The 19,049-nt window shown below is 74.3% G+C and carries 2 protein-coding genes; both read right to left on the bottom strand.

Annotation, left to right across the window (positions count from 1 at the left end; translation table 11 throughout):
* Window positions 1–18: 18 nt before the first annotated feature.
* Window positions 19–10,797: an SDR family NAD(P)-dependent oxidoreductase gene (locus tag ACLJQM_RS13215; protein WP_410631424.1), complete on the bottom strand. Its 10,779-nt coding sequence runs from the start codon at window positions 10,795–10,797 to the stop codon at window positions 19–21.
* 43 nt (window positions 10,798–10,840) lie between these two features.
* Window positions 10,841–18,997, bottom strand: a complete 8,157-nt coding sequence (locus tag ACLJQM_RS13210; RefSeq protein WP_410631808.1) for an SDR family NAD(P)-dependent oxidoreductase — start codon at window positions 18,995–18,997, stop codon at window positions 10,841–10,843.
* Between the last annotated feature and the right edge of the window lie 52 nt (window positions 18,998–19,049).

The raw sequence follows: 19,049 nt of genomic DNA, 5'->3' as shown, positions 1-19,049 counted from the left end.
TCTTCCTTTTCTCGGGTTTCAGTGGTCTTCGAGCCAGGCGCGGACGGCGTCGGCGGTCGTCGTGGCGTGGTTTTCCATCATCGACCAGTGGTTGCCGGGCACGTCCACGCCGACGTGCGCGGGCGTCCAGGTCGGCCGCCACGCGTCACCTTCGGCCGCTTCCCCGCCGACCGACTGGAGGGATTCGGTGGCGCGCACGAACAACGTCGGCACGGCGGTCTCCGCCGGCGTCCAGTCGGCGAACACGCGGAAGTAGCAGCCCATGCCGGTCAGCTTGCGGTCGTCGATGCCGCCGGCTTCCTCCTCGCGGTCCTGCGCGCTGGTGACGAAGGTGCTCTTGAACCGGTCGATCTGCCCGCTCTGCGGCACGTAGGTGTCCATCAGCACGATGCCTTCGGGCGGCGAGCCGAGCTGCTCCAGGTGCGTGGCGACGGCGTGCGCCAGCCAGCCGCCGGAGGAGTGCCCGAGCAGCACGAACGGCGTGCCGCCCGCGGCGTTCCAGACCAGTTCGGCCTGCAGCTCGACGGTCGCTTCCACGGTGGCGGGCAGCAGCTCGCCGGGCCGGAACCCGGGTGCGGGGATCATCGTCAGCTCGCGTTCCCCGCGGAACCCGGCGGCGAACCGCGCGTACTGCTGGGCCCCGGTGATGGCGACCGGCGCGGCGAAGCAGAGCAGCGCGGGGGTCGTGTCGCCGCGGGCGAGGCGGACCGGTTCCGGCAGCTGCTTCAGGTCGTCGAGGCGGTCGAACGCCGGGCGCAGGCGCGAGGCCGCCTTGATGAACTCGACGGCTTCGGCGATTTTCCCTTCGTCGCAGGCCTTCCGGTAGAGGAGCTGGATGCTGCCGGTCTCCTCCTCCGGCGCGGTGTCCGCTGTGGACGCTTCCGGTTCCGCCGGGACGAGCTCGCCGCCGAGGAACTCGACGAGCGCGTCCGGCGTCGGGTGGTCGAAGACGAGGGTGGCGGGCAGCCGGAGGCCGGTGAGCCCGATCAGCCGGTTGCGCAGCTCGACGGCGGTGAGCGAGTCGAAGCCCATCTCCGGGAAGCCGACCCCGGCCGGGATGGCTTCCGGCCCGGCGAACCCGAGCACGCCGGCCACCTGCGCCAGGACGACGTCCCGGAGCGCGTCCCCGGTGAGCCCGGTGAGCGGCACGGCTTCCGCGGCGGCGGCCTTGCGGATCGCCGGCCGGACGAGCCCCCGCAGCAGCGGCGGCACGCCCCCGGTCCCGAACTGCCGCCGGAGCGCGGCGACGTCGAGGTGCATCGGGACCAGCACGGCTTCCGCCGTCGTGCGGGCGGTGTCGAAGAGCCGCAGGCCTTCCTCGGTGGAGAGCGGCCGCAACCCGGCGCGACTCACCTTTGCGCGTCCTTCGTCGCCGAGCTGACGGGTGAGGTCGCTGGCTTCGTCCCAGAGGCCCCACGCCAGCGACGTCGCCGGGAGCCCGTTCGCGCGCCGGTGGGCGGCGAGGGCGTCCAGGTAGGCGTTGGCCGCGGCGTACCCGGCCTGACCCGCGTTGCCGAGGATGCCGGCGGCCGAGGAGAAGAGGAAGAAGCCGGTGAGGTCGTGGGTCAGCTCGTGGAGGTTCCGGGCCGCGTCGGCCTTGGGCTTGAGCACCGTGGCGAGGCGGTCCGGGGTGAGGCCGGCGAGCAGCCCGTCGTCGAGGACGCCGGCGGCGTGGATGACGGTGCGGAGGGGGAACTCCGCCGGGATGGCGGCCAGGACGCCGGCGAGGGCCGTGCGGTCGGCGGCGTCGCACTCGGCGACGGTGACCCGCGCACCGGCCGCGGTCAGGTCGGCGACCAGCTGTCCGGCCCGTTCGGCGGCCCGGCGGCTGGTCAGGACGATGTGCCCGGCACCGGCCGCGGCGACGTGCCGGGCGACGAGGCTGCCGAGCAGCCCGGTGCCGCCGGTGATGAGCACGGTCCCGGCCGGGTCGAAGCCGTCCGCTTCGGCGGCCTCGACCGGCAGGCGGGCCAGGCGCGGGGCGAGTACCTGCCCGTCTCGCACCGCGACCTGGGGTTCCTCGCCCGCCGCGAGCCGTTCCAGCAGCTCACGCGGGGTGCCGGCCTCGGCGTCGAGCAGCACGAACCGGCCCGGCTGTTCGGTCTGCGCGGAGCGCACCAGGCCCCACACGGCGGCCGCCGCCAGGTCCGGGACGTCCTCGCCCGGCCGGGTCGCCACCGCACCGCGCGTCACGATCGCGAGCCGCGCCGATTCCTCCTGGAGCTTGGCCAGCGTCGACGCCGTGACCTCGTGCACCGAGCCCGCCGGGACCTCGAACAGCTCCGCGGGGCCCGTCGCGACCGGCGAGCCGACCGGCGTCCACTGCACGTGGAACAGCGGGTCGCGGCCCGCGGTCACCGTCGAGACCGGGCGCGTCGCCAGCGAGCCGATGGTCGCCACCGGGACGCCGGTCGGGTCGGCGACGTCGAGGTGCCCGTCCGGGGTCAGCCGGACGCGGATCGCCGACGCACCGGTCGCGTGCAGGACGACGTCGGTCCACGCGAACGGCATCCGCGCGCCGCCGTCGCCGTCCCCCGCGACCATCCCCGCGTGCAGGGCCGCGTCGAGCAGCGCCGGGTGCAGGCCGAAGCGGTCGGCGTCGTCGATCACGACCTCGGCGAAGACCTCCTCGTCCCGGCGCCAGACCGCGCGCAGTCCCCGGAACGCCGGGCCGTAGCCGAACCCGCGCTCGGCCAGCGCCGCGTACGCGCCCTCGATCGGGACGGCGGTGGCTCCCGCCGGCGGCCACTCTGTCAGGGACAGGCCCGGGACCGAGCTCGTGCCGAGGACGCCGGAAGCGTTGCGCTGCCACGGGTCTTCGGAGCCCGCCGGTCGCGAGTGGACGGTCACTTCGCCGGACGCGCCGACCACGACCTGCACCTGGATCCCGCCCACCGGGGGCAGCACGATCGGCGCCTCCAGCGTCAGCTCGTCCAGCACCGGACGCCCGGCGTGCGCCCCCGCCTGCAGCGCTAGCTCGACCAGCGCCGTGCCGGGGACCAGGACCGTCCCGAGCAGGCTGTGGTCGGCCAGCCACGGGTGCGTGCGCAGCGACAGCGCGCCCGTGCACACCAGCCCGCCGGACTCCGGCAGCGGGACGACCGCGCCGAGCAGCGGGTGGTCCGCCGTCGCCAGGCCGGCCGAGCTGACGTCGCCCGCACCGGCCGGTGATTCGAGCCAGTAGCGGTCGCGCTGGAAGGCGTAGGTCGGCAGGTCGACGCGCCGGCCGCCGTCGAGCGCCGCGGTCCAGTCGACGCGCACGCCCCGCACCCACGCTTCGGCGAGCGACGTCAGCAGCCGGGCCGGACCGCCGTCCTCGCGCCGGAGGGTGCCGACGGCGACGACCGCCCGCTCCGCCGTCTCCTCGATCGCCATGGTGAGCACCGGGTGCGGGCTGCATTCGACGAAGGCGCCGTAGCCGTCGGACAGGAGTTCTTTCGTGGCACCGGCGAAGTCTACGGTCTCACGCAGGTTGCGGGCCCAGTAGGCGGCGTCCAACCCGCCGGTGTCGAGGAAGCCGCCGGTGACGGTGGAGCAGAACGGGATGTCGGCGGTGCGCGGGGTGATCGGCGCCAGGACTTCCAGGAGCCGGTCGTGGATGCGGTCGACGTGCGCGGAGTGCGACGCGTAGTCGACCGGGATCAGCTTGGCGCGGACGTCGTCGGCCGCGCAGCCCGCGACGAACTCGGCGAGCAGACCGGCGTCACCGGAAATGACGACCGAGGACGGGCCGTTGACCGCGGCGAGCGAGAGTTCGCCGCCCCAGTCGGTCAGCCGCTTGGCGGCCGCTTCGGCGGACAGCGCCACGGACGCCATCCCGCCGTCTCCGCCGAGCGCGAGAATTTCCTTGCTGCGCAGGGCGACCACGCGCGCACCGTCCTCGAGGGACAGCGCACCGGCGACGACCGCGGCGGCGATTTCGCCCTGCGAGTGCCCCACGACGGCGGCCGGCTCGACCCCGTGCGCCCGCCACACGGCGGCCAGCGATACCAGCACGGCGAACAGCACCGGCTGGACGACGTCGACGCGGTCGAGGTCACGGTTCTCCCGCAGCACGTCGAGCACGGAGAAGTCCACAAAGGACGACAGCGCGGCCGCGCACTCCGCGAGCCGCTCGGCGAAGACCGGCGACGAGCCGAGCAGCTCGACCGCCATCCCGGCCCACTGCGAACCCTGCCCCGGGAAGACGAACACGACCTTGCCCGGCCGGCCCGCGATCCCGCTCACCACCTGGGCACCTCCGAGGCCGGTGGCGAAGTCCGCGAGATCCCGCCCGAGCACGACGGCCCGGTGGTCGAAGGCGGCCCGCGTGGTGGCCAGCGACCACCCGACGTCCACCGGCTCCGCGGTCACGGCGGCGAGCGCCTCGGCCTGCCCCCGCAGCGCACCGGCACTCCGCCCGGACAACACCCACGGCACGACACCCGCCGACCGGCTCTCGGCGGGAGCGAACAGGTCAGGAGCCTGTTCGAGCACGACGTGGGCGTTGGTGCCGCTGACCCCGAACGACGAGACCGCCGCTCGGCGCGGACGGCCCGTCTCCGGCCACGGGCGGGCTTCGGTGAGCAGCGAGACCGCGCCCGCTTCCCAATCGACGTGCGGAGACGGCTCGTCGACGTGCAGCGTTGCCGGCAGCACGCCGTGCTTCATGGCCTGGACCATCTTGATCACGCCCGCGACCCCCGCCGCGGCCTGGGTGTGCCCGATGTTCGACTTGACGCTGCCCAGCCACAGCGGCTCCGAGCGCTCCTGCCCGTAGGTGGCCAGCAACGCCTGCGCCTCGATCGGGTCGCCCAGCGAGGTCCCGGTGCCGTGCGCCTCGACGACGTCCACTTCGGACGGCCGAAGGCGGGCTCCGGCCAGCGCTTCCCGGATGACGCGCTGCTGCGCCGGGCCGTTGGGCGCGGTGAGGCCGTTGGACGCACCGTCCTGGTTGACCGCCGTCCCGCGGACCACGGCCAGGATCGGGTGCCCGAGCCGCCGTGCGTCGGAAAGCCGTTCCACCAGCAGCATTCCGGCGCCTTCGGCCCAGCCGGTGCCGTCGGCGGACGCGGCGAAGGACTTGCAGCGCCCATTGCCCGACAGCCCGCCCTGACGGCTGAACTCGAGGAACGCGGTCGGCGTGAACATCACCGTCACGCCGCCGACGAGCGCCATCGTGCACTCGCCCGAACGCAGCGACTGCGCGGCCAGGTGCAGGGCCACCAGCGACGACGAGCACGCCGTGTCGATCGTGACCGCGGGCCCTTCCAGCCCGAACGTGTAGGCCACGCGCCCCGAGGCGACGCTGCCCGCGCTCCCGTTGCCGAGGTAGCCCGCCAGGTCGTCCGGCACGGCGGTGAGCCGCGAGACGTAGTCGTGGTACATCAGCCCGGCGAACACGCCGGTCCGGCTGCCCTTGACCGAGCCGGGGTCGATGCCCGCGCGCTCGAACGACTCCCACGCCGTCTCCAGCAGCAGCCGGTGCTGCGGGTCGATCGCCATCGCTTCGCGCGGCGAGATGCCGAAGAACTCCGGGTCGAAGCGGTCGGCGTCGTAAAGGAACCCGCCTTCGGGCACGAAGTCCGTCTCGGGCAGGTCCCAGCCGCGGTCGGTCGGGAAGCCCGAAATGCCGTCGCGGCCGGCCGCGATCAGCTCCCAGAACTCCTCCGGCGAGCGGACGCCGCCGGGGTAGCGGCAGCTCATCCCGATGATGGCCAGGGGTTCGTCGGCCGGGACGGACGTCGTCACCGGGACCACCGGGGCGGCCGCGCCGCCCAGCTCGGTGACCAGGTGCTCGACCAGCGCGGCCGGGCTCGGGTAGTCGAAGATCAGCGTCGCGGGCAGCCGCAGGCCGGTCGCGCCGCCGAGGCGGTTGCGCAGCTCGACCGCGGTCAGCGAGTCGAACCCGAGGTCCTTGAACGCGCCGTCGAGGTCGACCGCGGCCGTCGAACCGTGCCCGAGCACGGCCGCGACGTGCGTGCTGACGACGTCGGAAAGCACTTCCCGGCGCGCCGGCTCGGCCAGTCCGGCCAGCCGCTGGGCGAGCCCGGTGTCGACGGCCTCGCCCGCTCGCCGCATCGGCGTCCGGACGAGCCCGCGCAGCAGCCACGGCAGCATCCCGGACGCGGCCTGCTTGCCGAGCACGGCGAGGTCCAGCCGGCTCAGGAGCTGCACCGGTGACGGCGAAGCGAGCGCCGCGTCGAACAACGCAAGTCCGTCCACTGTGGACAGCGGGATCATGCCGCCGCGGCTCATCCGGCGCAGGTCGGCGTCGGCGAGGTCGGCGGCCATGCCCTGGGCCCAGGCGCCCCACGCCATTGCGGTGCCCGGGAGGCCGGCGGCCCTGCGCCGGGTCATCAGCGCGTCGAGGAACGCGTTGGCCGCGGCGTAGTTGCCCTGACCCGCACCGCCCATGACACCGGCAGCCGACGAGAACACGACGAACGCCGACAGCGGCCGGTCCACGGTCAGCTCGTGCAACGCCCAAGCGGCGTCGACCTTGGGCCGGAACACGGCCTCGAACCGTTCGGGCGTCAGGGATTCCACGACGCCGTCGTCGAGCACGCCCGCCGCGTGCACGACCGCGGTCAGGTCGGGGATGTCCGCCAGCACCTTCGCAAGCGCCTCACGATCGGCGACGTCACACGCCACCACGACGGCCTCGGCGCCCAGCGAAGTGAGTTCTGCGACCAGTTCGGCGGCACCAGGGGTGTCCGGTCCGCGACGCCCGGTCAGCACCAGCCGCCGCACCCCCTGCCCGGCCAGGTGCCGGGCGGTCAGCGCACCGATGCTGCCGAGGCCACCGGTGATCAGCACCGTGCCGTCGAGCACGGGAGCGTCCACATCGGACTTCGGTGGGCGGACCAGGCGCAGCATCCGCAGTTCGCCGTCGCGGAGCGAGAGCTGGGGTTCCCCGGTGGCGGCGGCGGCCGCGAGGACATCGTCGGACAGCTCGCCGGTGTCGATGTCGAGCAGCACGAACCGGCCCGGGTTCTCCGACTGCGCGGCCCGCACGAGCCCCCACGCGGCGGCCGCGGCGAGGTCGGGTTCGTCGGCCACCGCACCCCGCGTCACCAGCCCGAACCGGGCTTCCGACGAGCCCGCGAGCCAGTCCTGGAGCAGCTTCAACGTCGCGGCGGCCGCCGCCCGGACCCGGGAAGGCACCGAGCCCGTGGTGGCCGGAAGCTCGACGACCTCGACCGGCCCGGCGAAGTCCCCTTCCGGCGCCGGCTGCCAGTCCACGGTGAACAGTGCGTCCCGCAGGCTGCGGGCGGCGTCCAGACCGTCGGCCGACACCGGTCGTGAGACCAGCGAACCGATGGTGGCGACCGGCTTCCCGGCCGGGTCGGCCAGCGTCAGCGACACCGCATCGGTGCCCGCCGGGACCAGCCGGACCCGGACCTCGGAGGCGCCCGAGGCGAACAGCGAGACGTCGGTCCACGCGAACGGGAGCCGCCCTTCCGGCGTCGCGTCCGGCGTGGCCAGGCCCGCCGCGTGCAGGGTCGCGTCCAGCAACGCCGGGTGGACGCCGAAGCGCCCGGCGTCGTACTCGGCGTCGAGCGCGACTTCGGCGAACACCTCGTCGCCACGGCGCCAAGCCGCGCGCAGCCCGCGGAACGCCGGTCCGTAGTGGAATCCGGCCGTCTCGACGGCGTCGTAGATCCCCTCCACCGAAACGGGTTCGGCACCCGGCGGCGGCCACTCGCTCAGGTCCGGTCCCGGCGTGGCCGTCCCCTGCGCCAGGAAGCCGGTGGCGTGCCGCACCCACGGCTCGTCGAAGGCGGCGCCGTCCGGGCGCGAATGCAGGCCGACGCTCCGCCGCCCTTCGGCGTCCGGCGAGCCCACCGAAAGCTGGACCTGGACGCCGTCGTCGCCGAGAACCAGCGGGGCTTCCAGCGTCAGCTCCTCGACGCGTCCGCAGCCCGCCTGCTCCCCCGCCCGCAGCGCGAGTTCCAGCATCGCCGTGCCCGGCAGCAGCACCGTGCCCAGCACGGCGTGGTCGGCGAGCCACGGGTGCGCCCGCCGGGACAGCACGCCGGTGAAGAGGAACCCGTCGCCGCCGGCCAGCGACACCGCCGCGCCGAGCAGCGGGTGTTCGGTCGCCCCCAGGCCGGCCGAAGCCGCGTCACCGGCGGTTTCCTTGGCTTCCAGCCAGTAGCGGTCGCGCTGGAAGGCGTACGTCGGCAGCGGGATCCGCCGCGCGCCGGTGCCCTCGAACAGCGCCGCCCAGTCCGGTTCGCGGCCGCGCGTGTGCAGCCGGGCGACCGCGGCCGCGAAGGTCAGCGGTTCCGGCCGCTCGGGCCGCAGCGTGGCGACGGCGACGGCGTCCTCGGGCACGAGCGCCGCCAGCCGGCCGCCCGGCCCGACCTCGACGTACGTCGTCACGCCCGCCTCGCGCAGGGTCGAAACGCCGTCGGCGAACCGGACCGTGGCCAGCACGTGCGTGACCCAGTAGCCGGGGTCGGCGAACTCGTCGGCGATCGGCTTCCCGGTCACGGTCGAGACGACCGGGATCGACGGCGTCCCGAACGCGAGCCCGGCGAGCGCGGCGCGGAAGTCCGCGGTCATCGGCGCCATCAGCGGCGAGTGGAACGCGTGGCTGGTCACGAGTTCGCGGGTCTTGCGGCCCTTGTCCGCCCAGGCCGCGGCGACTGCCGTGACCGATTCGGCCGGGCCGGAGAGCACCACCGCGCCGGGCCCGTTGACGGCGCCGATCGCGACGTCGTCGGGCAGCGTCGGGGCGATTTCGCCCTCGCCGGCCTCGACCGCGACCATCACGCCACCCGCGGGCAGGGCCTGCATCAGCCGGCCGCGGGCGGTGACCAGCGTGGCCGCGTCGGCCAGCGAGAGGACGCCGGACACGTGCGCGGCCGCGATCTCGCCGATCGAGTGCCCGAGCAGGAAGTCCGGCCGCACGCCCCAGGCTTCGAGGAGCCGGAACAGCGCGACCTCGACGGCGAACAGCGCGGGCTGGGTGAATTCGGTGTCGTCCAGGCGGTCGCCGTCGAACACCGCCCCGCGCACCGCGGGGTCCAGCTCGGCCAAAGCCGTGTCGAGGGCGGCCGCGAACACCGGGTACGCCTCATACAGCTCCGTCGCCATGCCCGCGTACTGGGCGCCCTGCCCGGAGAAGAGGAACGCGGTCTTGCCCGGCGCCGCGGTGTCCGTGACGGCGGTGGGCTTCCCGGCCGCGAGATCCGCCAGCCCGGCAAGGAGTTCCTCGCGGTCGCGGCCGAGCACGACAGCCCGGTGCGGGTGCCGCGCGCGGGTTGTCGTGGTGAACGCGGTGTCCACAAGGGACTCCTCGTCGATGCGGTCCACAAGAGACCGCGCTTGGGCGGCAAGTGCGTCCTGGCTGCGGGCGGAAATGAGCAACGGCAGCACCGGCGGCACGGTCCGCTCGCCGGTGTCGGTCTCCTCGGGCAGTTCGAGCACCACGTGCGTGTTGGTGCCGCTGACCCCGAACGACGACACGCCCGCGCGCCGCGGCCGCCCGGTTTGCGGCCACGGCCGGGCCTCGGTGAGCAGTTCGACGGCGCCCGCGGTCCAGTCGACGCGCGGGTTCGGCTCGTCGACGTGCAGTGTCTTCGGCAGCACGCCGTGGCGCATGGCCTGCACCATCTTGATCACGCCGCCGACGCCGGCCGCGGCCTGGCTGTGCCCGATGTTCGACTTCAGCGACCCCAGGTAGAGCGGCTCCGCGCGGTCCTGGCCGTAGGTGGCGAGCACCGCCTGGGCCTCGATCGGGTCGCCGAGCACCGTGCCGGTGCCGTGTGCCTCGACAGCGTCCACTTCGGACGGTGAGAGCCCGGCGGCGGCCAGCGCGTCGAGGATCACCCGCTGCTGGGCCGGGCCGTTCGGCGCGGTGAGGCCGTTCGAGGCGCCGTCCTGGTTCACCGCGGTCCCGCGGACGACGGCCAGCACCGGGTGGCCGAGCCGCCGGGCGTCGGAAAGCCGTTCCACCAGCAGCATCCCGGCGCCCTCGCCCCAGCTGGTGCCGTCGGCGGAGGCGGCGAAGGACTTGCAGCGCCCGTCCGGCGCGAGCCCGCGGGCCCGGCTGAACTCGATGAACGCGGTCGGGGTGGACATCACGGTCACGCCGCCGGCCAGTGCCAGCGAACACTCGCCGCGGCGCAGCGCGGTGGCGGCCAGGTGCAGCGCCACCAGCGACGACGAGCACGCCGTGTCGATGGTGAGCGCCGGGCCTTCCAGCCCGAAGGTGTAGGCGACGCGCCCGGACGCGATGCTGCCCGCGCTGCCGTTGCCGATGAACCCTTCGAAGCCGTCGGGCACGGGCTGCAGCCGGGCGGCGTAGTCGTTGTACATCACGCCGGCGAACACGCTGGTCCTGCTGCCCCGCAGCGACGCCGGGGCCAGCCCGGCCGCTTCGACGGCCTCCCAGGACAGCTCCAGCAGCAGCCGCTGCTGCGGGTCCATGGCGAGGGCGTCGCGGGGCGAGATACCGAAGAACGCCGGGTCGAAGTCCGCGGCCCCGCGCAGGAAACCGCTTTCGGTCACGTAGTACGTGCCGGGCTGGTCGGGGTCCGGGTCGTAGAGCTTGCCCAGGTCCCAGCCGCGGTCCTCGGGGAACGGACCGATGCCCTCCCGGCCGGTGTCGACCAGGTCCCACAGCCCGTCGGGGTCGCCGACGCCACCGGGGTAGCGGCAGCTCATCCCGATGATGGCGATCGGTTCCCTGGCCTGCGCTTCGAGCTCGGCCAGCTGCGAGCGCGTCGCGCCGAGCCGCTGCCGGGCCTGCTGCAGGTCGGCCGTGGCCCGCTTCAGGTAGTCGCGGAGGGTGTCTTCGTTCGCCATTCCGGGCGTCTCCTCGGTGGATCGGTGGGTCGGCGGGCGGCCGCTAGTGGACCTCGGAGTCCTGGTCGATCAGGGCGAACAGCTCTTCGTCCGTCGCGGTGTCCAGGCCCGCACCGGTGCCGCCCTCGTCACCGGTCCGCGGGTAGAGGGTCGCAAGCAGCACTTCCAAACGGGTTCTAAGCGCCATCCGCGTCGCTTCCGCCGGTTCCCCGGCGGCCAGACCGGCCTCGAGCTGGGCCAACGCCGTGAGCGCCGGATCGGCCACGCCGGTCTCGCCCCGGCCCAGTTCCGCGAGGAGGAAGCCGGTGAGAACCCGCGGGTCCGGGTAGTCGAAGATCAGCGTCGCGGGCAGCCGGAGGCCGGTCGCGGCGGCCAGGTTGTTGCGCAGCTCGACGGCGCTGAGCGAGTCGAACCCGAAGTCGCCGAACCCGCGTTCCGGGTCGACGGCGTCGGCGGACGCGTGCCCGAGCACGGCCGCGACCTGCGTCCGCACCAGGTCGAGCAGGACGGCTTCCTGCTCTTCGGCGGGCACCGCGGCCAGCCGGGCGGCCAGCGCACCTTCCTCCGGCGCGGCGGCCGGACGGCGGGCGCCGCGGATGAGCCCGCGGAACAGCGGCGGCACCGGGCCATTCCCGATCCGCGTCCGCATCGCCGCGAGGTCCAGCTCCATTGGCAGCAGCACCGGTTCGGCCAGGCCGAGGGCGGTGTCGAACAGCGCGAGCGCGTCCGCCGTGGCCAGCGCGCCGAAGCCGCCGCGGTTCATCCGGCGCTTGTCGACGTCGGTGAGCTCGCCGAGCAGGCCGCTCGACTGCTCCCACAGACCCCAGGCCAGCGCCGTCGCGGGCAGGCCGCGGGCGTGCCGGTGGCGGGCCAGCGCGTCGAGGACGGCGTTGGCGGCGGCGTAGTTGGCCTGCCCGGCGTTGCCGAGCGTGCTCGCCGCGGAAGAGAACAGCACGAACGCGGCCAGGTCGAGGTGCTCGGTCAGCTCGTGCAGGTGCCACGCGGCGTCCGCCTTCGGCCGCAGCACGGTCGCGAACCGCTCCGGGGTCAGCGAGGCGATGACGCCGTCGTCGAGGACGCCGGCGGTGTGCACGACGGCGGTCAGCGGGTGCTCGGCGGGGATCCCGGCCAGGAGCGACGCCAAGGCGTCGCGGTCGGCGGCGTCGCACGCCACGACTTCCGCCCGCGCCCCCAGACCGTCCAATGCGGACACGAGCTCGGCGGCACCCGGCGTGTCCGGTCCACGACGGCCCGCGAGCACGAGGTGCCGGATGCCCTTCGCGGCGAGGTGCCGGGCGAGCAGGCCGCCGAGGGTGCCGGTGCCGCCGGTGATGAGCACGGTGCCGTCCGGGTTCCACTCGCGTGCGGCCGCCTCCCCCGCCGGGACGCGAGCCAGGCGGGGCGCGAAGGTCTCGCCGCCACGCAGCCGGACCTGGGGTTCGCCGCCGGTGAGGGCCGCCAGGACGGCGCGGCCGTCGAGGTCGCCGTCGAGGTCCAGGAGCGTGAAGCGGTCCGGGTTTTCGGCCTGGGCGGTGCGCACGAGACCCCACGCGGCCGCCAGGGCGACGTCCTGGTCCGCACCCCTGGTCACGAACACCAGCCGCCCGGTGGACCAGTCCTGCACGGTCCGGAGCACTTCGGTGGTGACCTGGTGGACGTCGTCGCCGGTGATCGGCAGGAATGTGTAGTCCGCCGGTTCGCCGCCCGTCTTGACGACCGCTCCGGCACCGCGCAAGGCGGCCGCCAGTGCGGGGTCGCCGAGCACCGCGCAGGTGGCCGCCGGTACCGCGCCGGTGGCGGCGGGCGCCCAGTCGAGGCGGAACAGCGACCGGTGGTACTCGGCCCGCGCTTCGATGCCGGCCGCCGAGATCGCGCGCAGCAGCAGGGATTCCGCCGACGCGACCGGCCGGCCCTGTGCGTCGGCGACGGTCAGGCTGATCGTGTCCGGCCCGGCCGGCGCCAGCCGAACCCGCAGGCTCGCCGCACCGGACGTCCGCAGCGTGACGCCGTTCCACGAGAACGGCAGGTGCCCCTGTCCCTTGGCGGTGACGAAGTCGCCGAGCCCGACGGCGTGCAGACCGGCGTCGAGCAACGCCGGGTGCAGCCCGAACCGGCCCGCGGCGGCCTTTTGCTCGTCGGGCAGGGTGACTTCGGCGTAGACGGCGCCGTCGAGCGACCAGGCCGCGCGCAGGCCCTGGAACGCGGGACCGTAGCCGAAACCGTTGTCCTGCAAGCCGTCGTAGAGCCCGGTGACGTCGATCTCCGCGGCGCCCTCGGGCGGCCAAGTGCTCAGGCTGCCCGGTGCCGGTGCCTCGAGGGCGAGGGTGCCGGTGGCGTGCAGTTGCCACGCCTGGTCGTCGTCGCCGGTGGCCGAATGCACGGTGACCGGCCGCTTGCCGTCGTCGTCGGCCGCCCCGACGGCGACCTGGACCCGGACCGCGCCCTTCGGCGGCAGGATCAGCGGCGCGGCGAGGGTGAGCTCCTCGATCGCCGCGCAGCCCACCTCGTCGGCGGCGCGCAGCGCGAGCTCGACGAACGCGGTGCCGGGCAGCAGCACGGTGCCCTGCACGGCGTGGTCGGCCAGCCACGGGTGCGTCCTGACCGACAGCGAGCCGGTGAGCAGACACCCGCCGGTACCGGGCAGCTCGACGGCCGCACCGAGCAGCGGGTGGTCCGCGGCGGCCAGCCCGGCGGCGGTGACGTCCCCCGCGTTCCAGGACGGCTCCACCCAGAACCGCTCGCGCCGGAACGCCTGCGTCGGCAGGTCGGCCTTCCGGCCGCCGGGCAGCACGCGCGTCCAGTCCGGCGTCACCCCGCGGACGTGCAGCCGCGCCAAGGCGGCCATCGCGGTCCGCACTTCGCCGTGGTCCTTGCGCAGCACCGGGATGGCACCGTCGACCATGGTACTCAGGACGGCGTCCGGCCCGATCTCGACGAACGTGCTCGCGTTCGTGGCCTTGACCGCGTCGGCGAACCGGACGCACTCCCGGACCTGACGTACCCAGTAGCCCGAGCCGCCACCTTCCACAGTGGACACCCACGGGATGACCGGCTCGGCAACGGTGAGCCCGTCGATCGCCGCGGCGAACTCCGCCATCATCGGCTCCATCAACGCCGAATGGAAAGCGTGACTCGTGTTGAGCCGCTTGGTCTTCGCGAACGTCGACGCGTACTCGGTCACCGCGGCTTCCTCACCGGACAGCACCACCGAGTCCGGCCCGTTCACCGCAGCCAGGGAAACACCCTCCGGCACCTGAATGTCCGCTTCGGACGCTTGGACCGCGATCATCGCGCCGCCTTCGGGCAGCGCCTGCATCAACCGCCCCCGGGCGGCGACCAGCGTGGCCGCGTCTTCAAGGCTCAGCACCCCGGCGACGTGCGCCGCCGCGATCTCCCCCACCGAATGCCCCACGACCACGTCCGGCCGCACACCCCACGACTCCAGCAGCCGGAACAACGCCACTTCCACCGCGAAAATCCCCTGCTGCGCAAGATCGGTGTCCGGCGCACCCGACAGCTCCCCGACCCGCGGGTCGAGGAACGCACAGGCCGCGTCGAACGCCGCCGCGTACACCGGGAACGTCTCGTACAGCTCCCGGCCCATCCCCGCCCGCTGCGAACCCTGACCGGTGAACAGGAACGCCACCCCGCCGCTCACCGGCGTGCCCTGCACGACGGACCGGTGCGCCCGCCCCTCCGCAAGCGCCCCCAACCCCTCGATCAGCTCGTCCCGATCCGCGGCGACGACCGCGGCCCGGTGCTCCAGCGCCGCCCGCCCGGTGGCCAGAGTCCGAGCGGCATCGGCGAACGGGAGGTCGGCAGCCCGCAGTTTCGCCGCCTGCGCCCGCAAGCCCTCGGCATCCCGCCCGGACAGCACGAACGGCAGCACCGGCCCGGCTTCCCCTTCCCGCGGCTCGACGACCGGCGGTTCCTCCAGGATGACGTGCGCGTTGGTGCCGCTCACCCCGAACGACGACACCCCGGCCCGCCGGACCCGGTCGGAAGCGGGCCACGGCCGGGCCTCGGTGAGCAGCTCGACCGAGCCGGCCGTCCAGTCCACGTGCGGCGACGGCTCGTCGACGTGCAGGGTCGCCGGCAGCACGCCGTGGCGCATCGCCTGGACCACCTTGATCACGCCGGCGACGCCCGCCGCGGCTTGCGTGTGGCCGATGTTCGACTTGAGCGAGCCCAGCAGGAGCGGCTCCGGCCGGTCCTGGCCGTAGGTGGCCAGCACAGCCTGCGCCTCGATCGGGTCGCCGAGGACCGTGCCGGTGCCGTGCGCCTCGACGACGTCCACATCGGAGGGTGCCAGCCGCGCGGAAGCCAGTGCGGCGCGGATGACCCGCTGCTGCGCGGGCCCGTTCGGTGCGGTGAGCCCGTTCGAAGCGCCGTCCTGGTTCACCGCGGAACCCTTGACCACGGCGAGAACTTCGTGTCCCTTGCGCAGCGCGTCCGAGAGCCGTTCGACCAGCAGCACGCCGACGCCTTCCGACCAGCCGACACCGTCGGCCGCCGCGGCGAACGACTTGCAACGGCCGTCCGGGGCGAGGCCGCGCTGGCGGCTGAACTCGATGAACCCGGCCGGGGTGGACATCACGGTCACCCCGCCCGCCAGCGCCATCGAGCACTCGCCCGAACGCAGCGCCTGCGCGGCCAGGTGCAGCGCCACCAGCGACGACGAGCACGCCGTGTCCACTGTGAGCGCCGGCCCCTCGAAACCGAAGGTGTAGGCGATCCGGCCGGAGACGACGCTCGACGCGGTGCCGGTGCCGACGTACCCCTCGGCCTCGGCCGGGATCGTGGCGAGCAGCGAGCTGTAGTCCTGCGCCGAGGTGCCGGCGAAGACGCCGACCTTCGCGCCGCGCAACGCCGTCGAGTCGACGCCGGCGTGCTCGAACGCCTCCCAGGACGCCTCCAGCAGCAGCCGTTGCTGCGGGTCCATGGCCAGCGCTTCACGCGGGGAGATGCCGAAGAAGGCGGCGTCGAACTCGGCGGCGCCGTCGACGAACCCGCCCTCGATCGAGTACGTGGTGCCCGGCCGGGACAGGTCGGGGTCGAAGATCGCGTCGATGTCCCAGCCGCGGTCGGCGGGGAACGGCGAGATGGCGTCGGTGCCGTCGGCGACCAGCCGCCACAGGTCGTCGGGCGAACCAACTCCGCCCGGGTAGCGGCAGCTCATCCCGATGATGGCGATCGGTTCGTCGTGCGCCACCACGGTTTCCGGCGCCGCGATCTCCTCGCCGTCGAGGAACGCGGCCAGCGCCGACGGCGTCGGGTGGTCGAAGACGAGCGTGGCGGGCAGCTCGCGCCCGAGCGCGGTGGCCAGCAGCGTCCGCAGTTCGACGGCGGTGAGCGAGTCGAAACCCAGCTCCTTGAACGGCCGGTCCGCGCGGATCTCGTCGGCGGACCCGTGGCCGAGCACGACCGCGGCCTGCCCGCGGACCAGGTCGGTCAGCACCCGGATCCGCTCGTGGGCCGGCGCGCCGGCCAGCCGGGCCGCCAGCGCTCCCGTGGGCGGTTCCGGCTTCACGGCGGGCTCGATGAACTCGCCGGACCCGGTGGCTTCCAGCCAGTAGCGCGTCCGCTGGAACGGGTAAGTCGGCAAGTCGACACGGCGAGCGCCGCTGCCCGCGAAGTAGGCGCGCCAGTCCGGGGTGACGCCCCGGGTGTGGAGCCGGGCGAGGGCGGCGACGGCCGAACGCGCTTCCGGCCGTCCGGCGCGCAGGACCGCGACGGCCGCCGAGTCGCCGGGCAGGCAGTCCTGGGCCAGCGCGCTCAGCACGCCGTCGGGACCGAGTTCGAGGAACGTTCGGACACCCTCGGTGTGCAGCGCCGTGACACCGTCGGCGAAGCGGACCGTCTCGCGCACGTGCCGCACCCAGTAGTCCGGGCTGGTGAGCAGGCCCGGCGTGGCGAACGCGCCGGTCACGTCGGAGATCAGCGGGATCCGCGGTTCGTCGAACGCCATTCCGTCGATGGCCGCCCGGAACTCGCTCAGCATCGGGTCCATCAACGCGGAGTGGAACGCGTGACTGGTGGTGAGGGCCTTGGCCTTCCCGAACCCGGCCGCGGCCCCGGCGACGGCGCCGGCCTCGCCGGAGAGCACCACCGACCGCGGCCCGTTGACCGCGGCGATCGACACGCCCTCGCGCAGCGCCGCCCGGACGTCGTCCTCGTTCGCCCGGACGGCGACCATGACCCCGCCGTCCGGCAGCGCCTGCATCAGCCGGCCGCGGGCCGTGACGAGCGTCTGCGCGTCCGCCAGCGAGAACACCCCGGCGACGTGCGCGGCGGCGATCTCACCGATCGAGTGCCCGAGCAGGGCGGCCGGGCGGACGCCCCACGACTCGACGAGCCGGTACAGCGCCACCTCGACGGCGAACAGCGCGGCCTGGGCGTACTCGGTGCGGTCGAGGTCCGCGCCGCCGTCGAGGACCAGCTCACGCACGCGGGGGTCGAAACCCGCGCAGATCTCGTCGAACGCCGCCGCGTAGACCGGGTACGTCTCGGACAGCTCCCGGCCCATCCCGGCGCGCTGGGAACCCTGGCCGGAGAAGAGGAACGCGACTTCACCCGCGGTGACGGCGTCCCGGATCACCGACGGCGACGGTTCCCCGGCGACGAGCGCACGCAGCCCCGCGTCGAGGTCCCCGAGGACGACGGCCCGCTCACCGAAGTGCGCCCGGTTCAGCGCCAGCGACGCCGCCAGGTCGACCGGATCGGCGTCGACGTCCAGCAGTCGCCCGGCCTGGGCGCGCAACGCGGCTTCGGTCCGTCCGGAAAGGACGAACGGCAGGATCGCGGGCGCCGCAGCGGTTTCCGGCGCTTCTGCGTCCGGCGCTTCCTCCAGGATGACGTGCGTGTTGGTGCCGCTGACGCCGAACGACGACACCCCGGCCCGGCGCGGACGGCCGGTCTCCGGCCACTCCCGGGCCTCGGTGAGCAGCTCGACCGCGCCCGCTTCCCAGTCGACGTGCGGGGTCGGCTCGTCGACGTGCAAGGTCTTCGGCAGGACGCCGTGGCGCATGGCCTCGACCATCTTGATCACGCCGCCGACGCCGGCCGCGGCCTGCGTGTGACCGACGTTCGACTTGAACGAGCCGAGCAGCAGCGGCCGGTCGGCCGGTCGCTCGGCGCCGTAGGTGGCCAGCACGGCCTGTGCCTCGATCGGGTCGCCGAGGACGGTGCCGGTGCCGTGCGCTTCCACGGCGTCGACGAGGTCGGACGTCAGCGCGGCGTCGGCGAGCGCGGCGCGGATGACGCGCTGCTGCGCGGGCCCGTTGGGTGCGGACAGGCCGCTGCTGGCGCCGTCCTGGTTGACGGCGGTGCCGCGGACGACGGCGAGCACCGGGTGCCCGAGCCGCCGCGCGTCGGAAAGCCGTTCCACCAGCAGCATTCCGACGCCTTCGGCCCACGCGGTGCCGTCCGCCGCGCCGGCGAACGACTTGCAGCGGCCGTCCGGGGCGAGGCCGCGCTGGCGGCTGAACTCGATGAACCCGGCGGGTGTCACGATCATCGTCACGCCGCCGGCGAGGGCCATCGTCGTCTCGCCGCGGCGCAGCGACTGGACGGCGAGGTGCAGCGCGACCAGCGACGAAGAACACGCGGTGTCGACGGTGATCGCCGGGCCCTCGAAGCCGAAGGTGTAGGCGACGCGCCCGGAGGCGACGCTGCCCGCGTTGCCGCTGCCGAGGTAGCCCTCGACGATCTCGGGCACGGACGTCAGGCGGGCGGCGTAGTCCTGGTACATCACGCCGGCGTAGACGCCGATCTTGTGGCCGCGCACGGAAGCCGGGTCGATGCCCGCGCGCTCGAAGGCCTCCCACGACGTCTCCAGCAGCAGCCGGTGCTGCGGGTCCATCGCGAGGGCTTCGCGCGGGCTGATGTCGAAGAAGCCGGGGTCGAAGTCGGCGGGGCGGGACATGAACCCGCCCTCGCGCACGTACGACTTGCCGGGTGTCTCGGGGTCGGGGTCGTAGACGTCGCCGGCGGTCCAGCCGCGGTCGTCCGGGAACCCCGAGATGGCGTCGGTGCCGTCGGCGACCAGCCGCCACAGCTCGTCGGGCGAGGTGACGCCGCCGGGGTACCGGCAGCTCATCCCGACGATCGCGATCGGCTCGCGGTCGCGCTCCTCGAGTTCGTGCACCCGGCCGCGGGCCTCGCGCAGGTCCTTGGCGGCCTGCTTGAGGTAGTCGCGCAGCTTCTGTTCGTTCGACATCCGATGGCTCCAGGAAGGTGTGCCCCGGCGGGCG

This window comes from Amycolatopsis sp. cmx-4-83, from assembly GCF_046548815.1.
Lineage (GTDB): Bacteria > Actinomycetota > Actinomycetes > Mycobacteriales > Pseudonocardiaceae > Amycolatopsis > Amycolatopsis pretoriensis_A.
This window is presented reverse-complemented; position numbering and strand designations above follow the sequence as displayed.

Coding starts and splice junctions, on each gene's coding strand:
- ACLJQM_RS13215 (WP_410631424.1), bottom strand. CDS start 10,797: ATGGCGAACGAAGACACCCTCCGCGACTACCTGAAGCGGGCCACGGCC.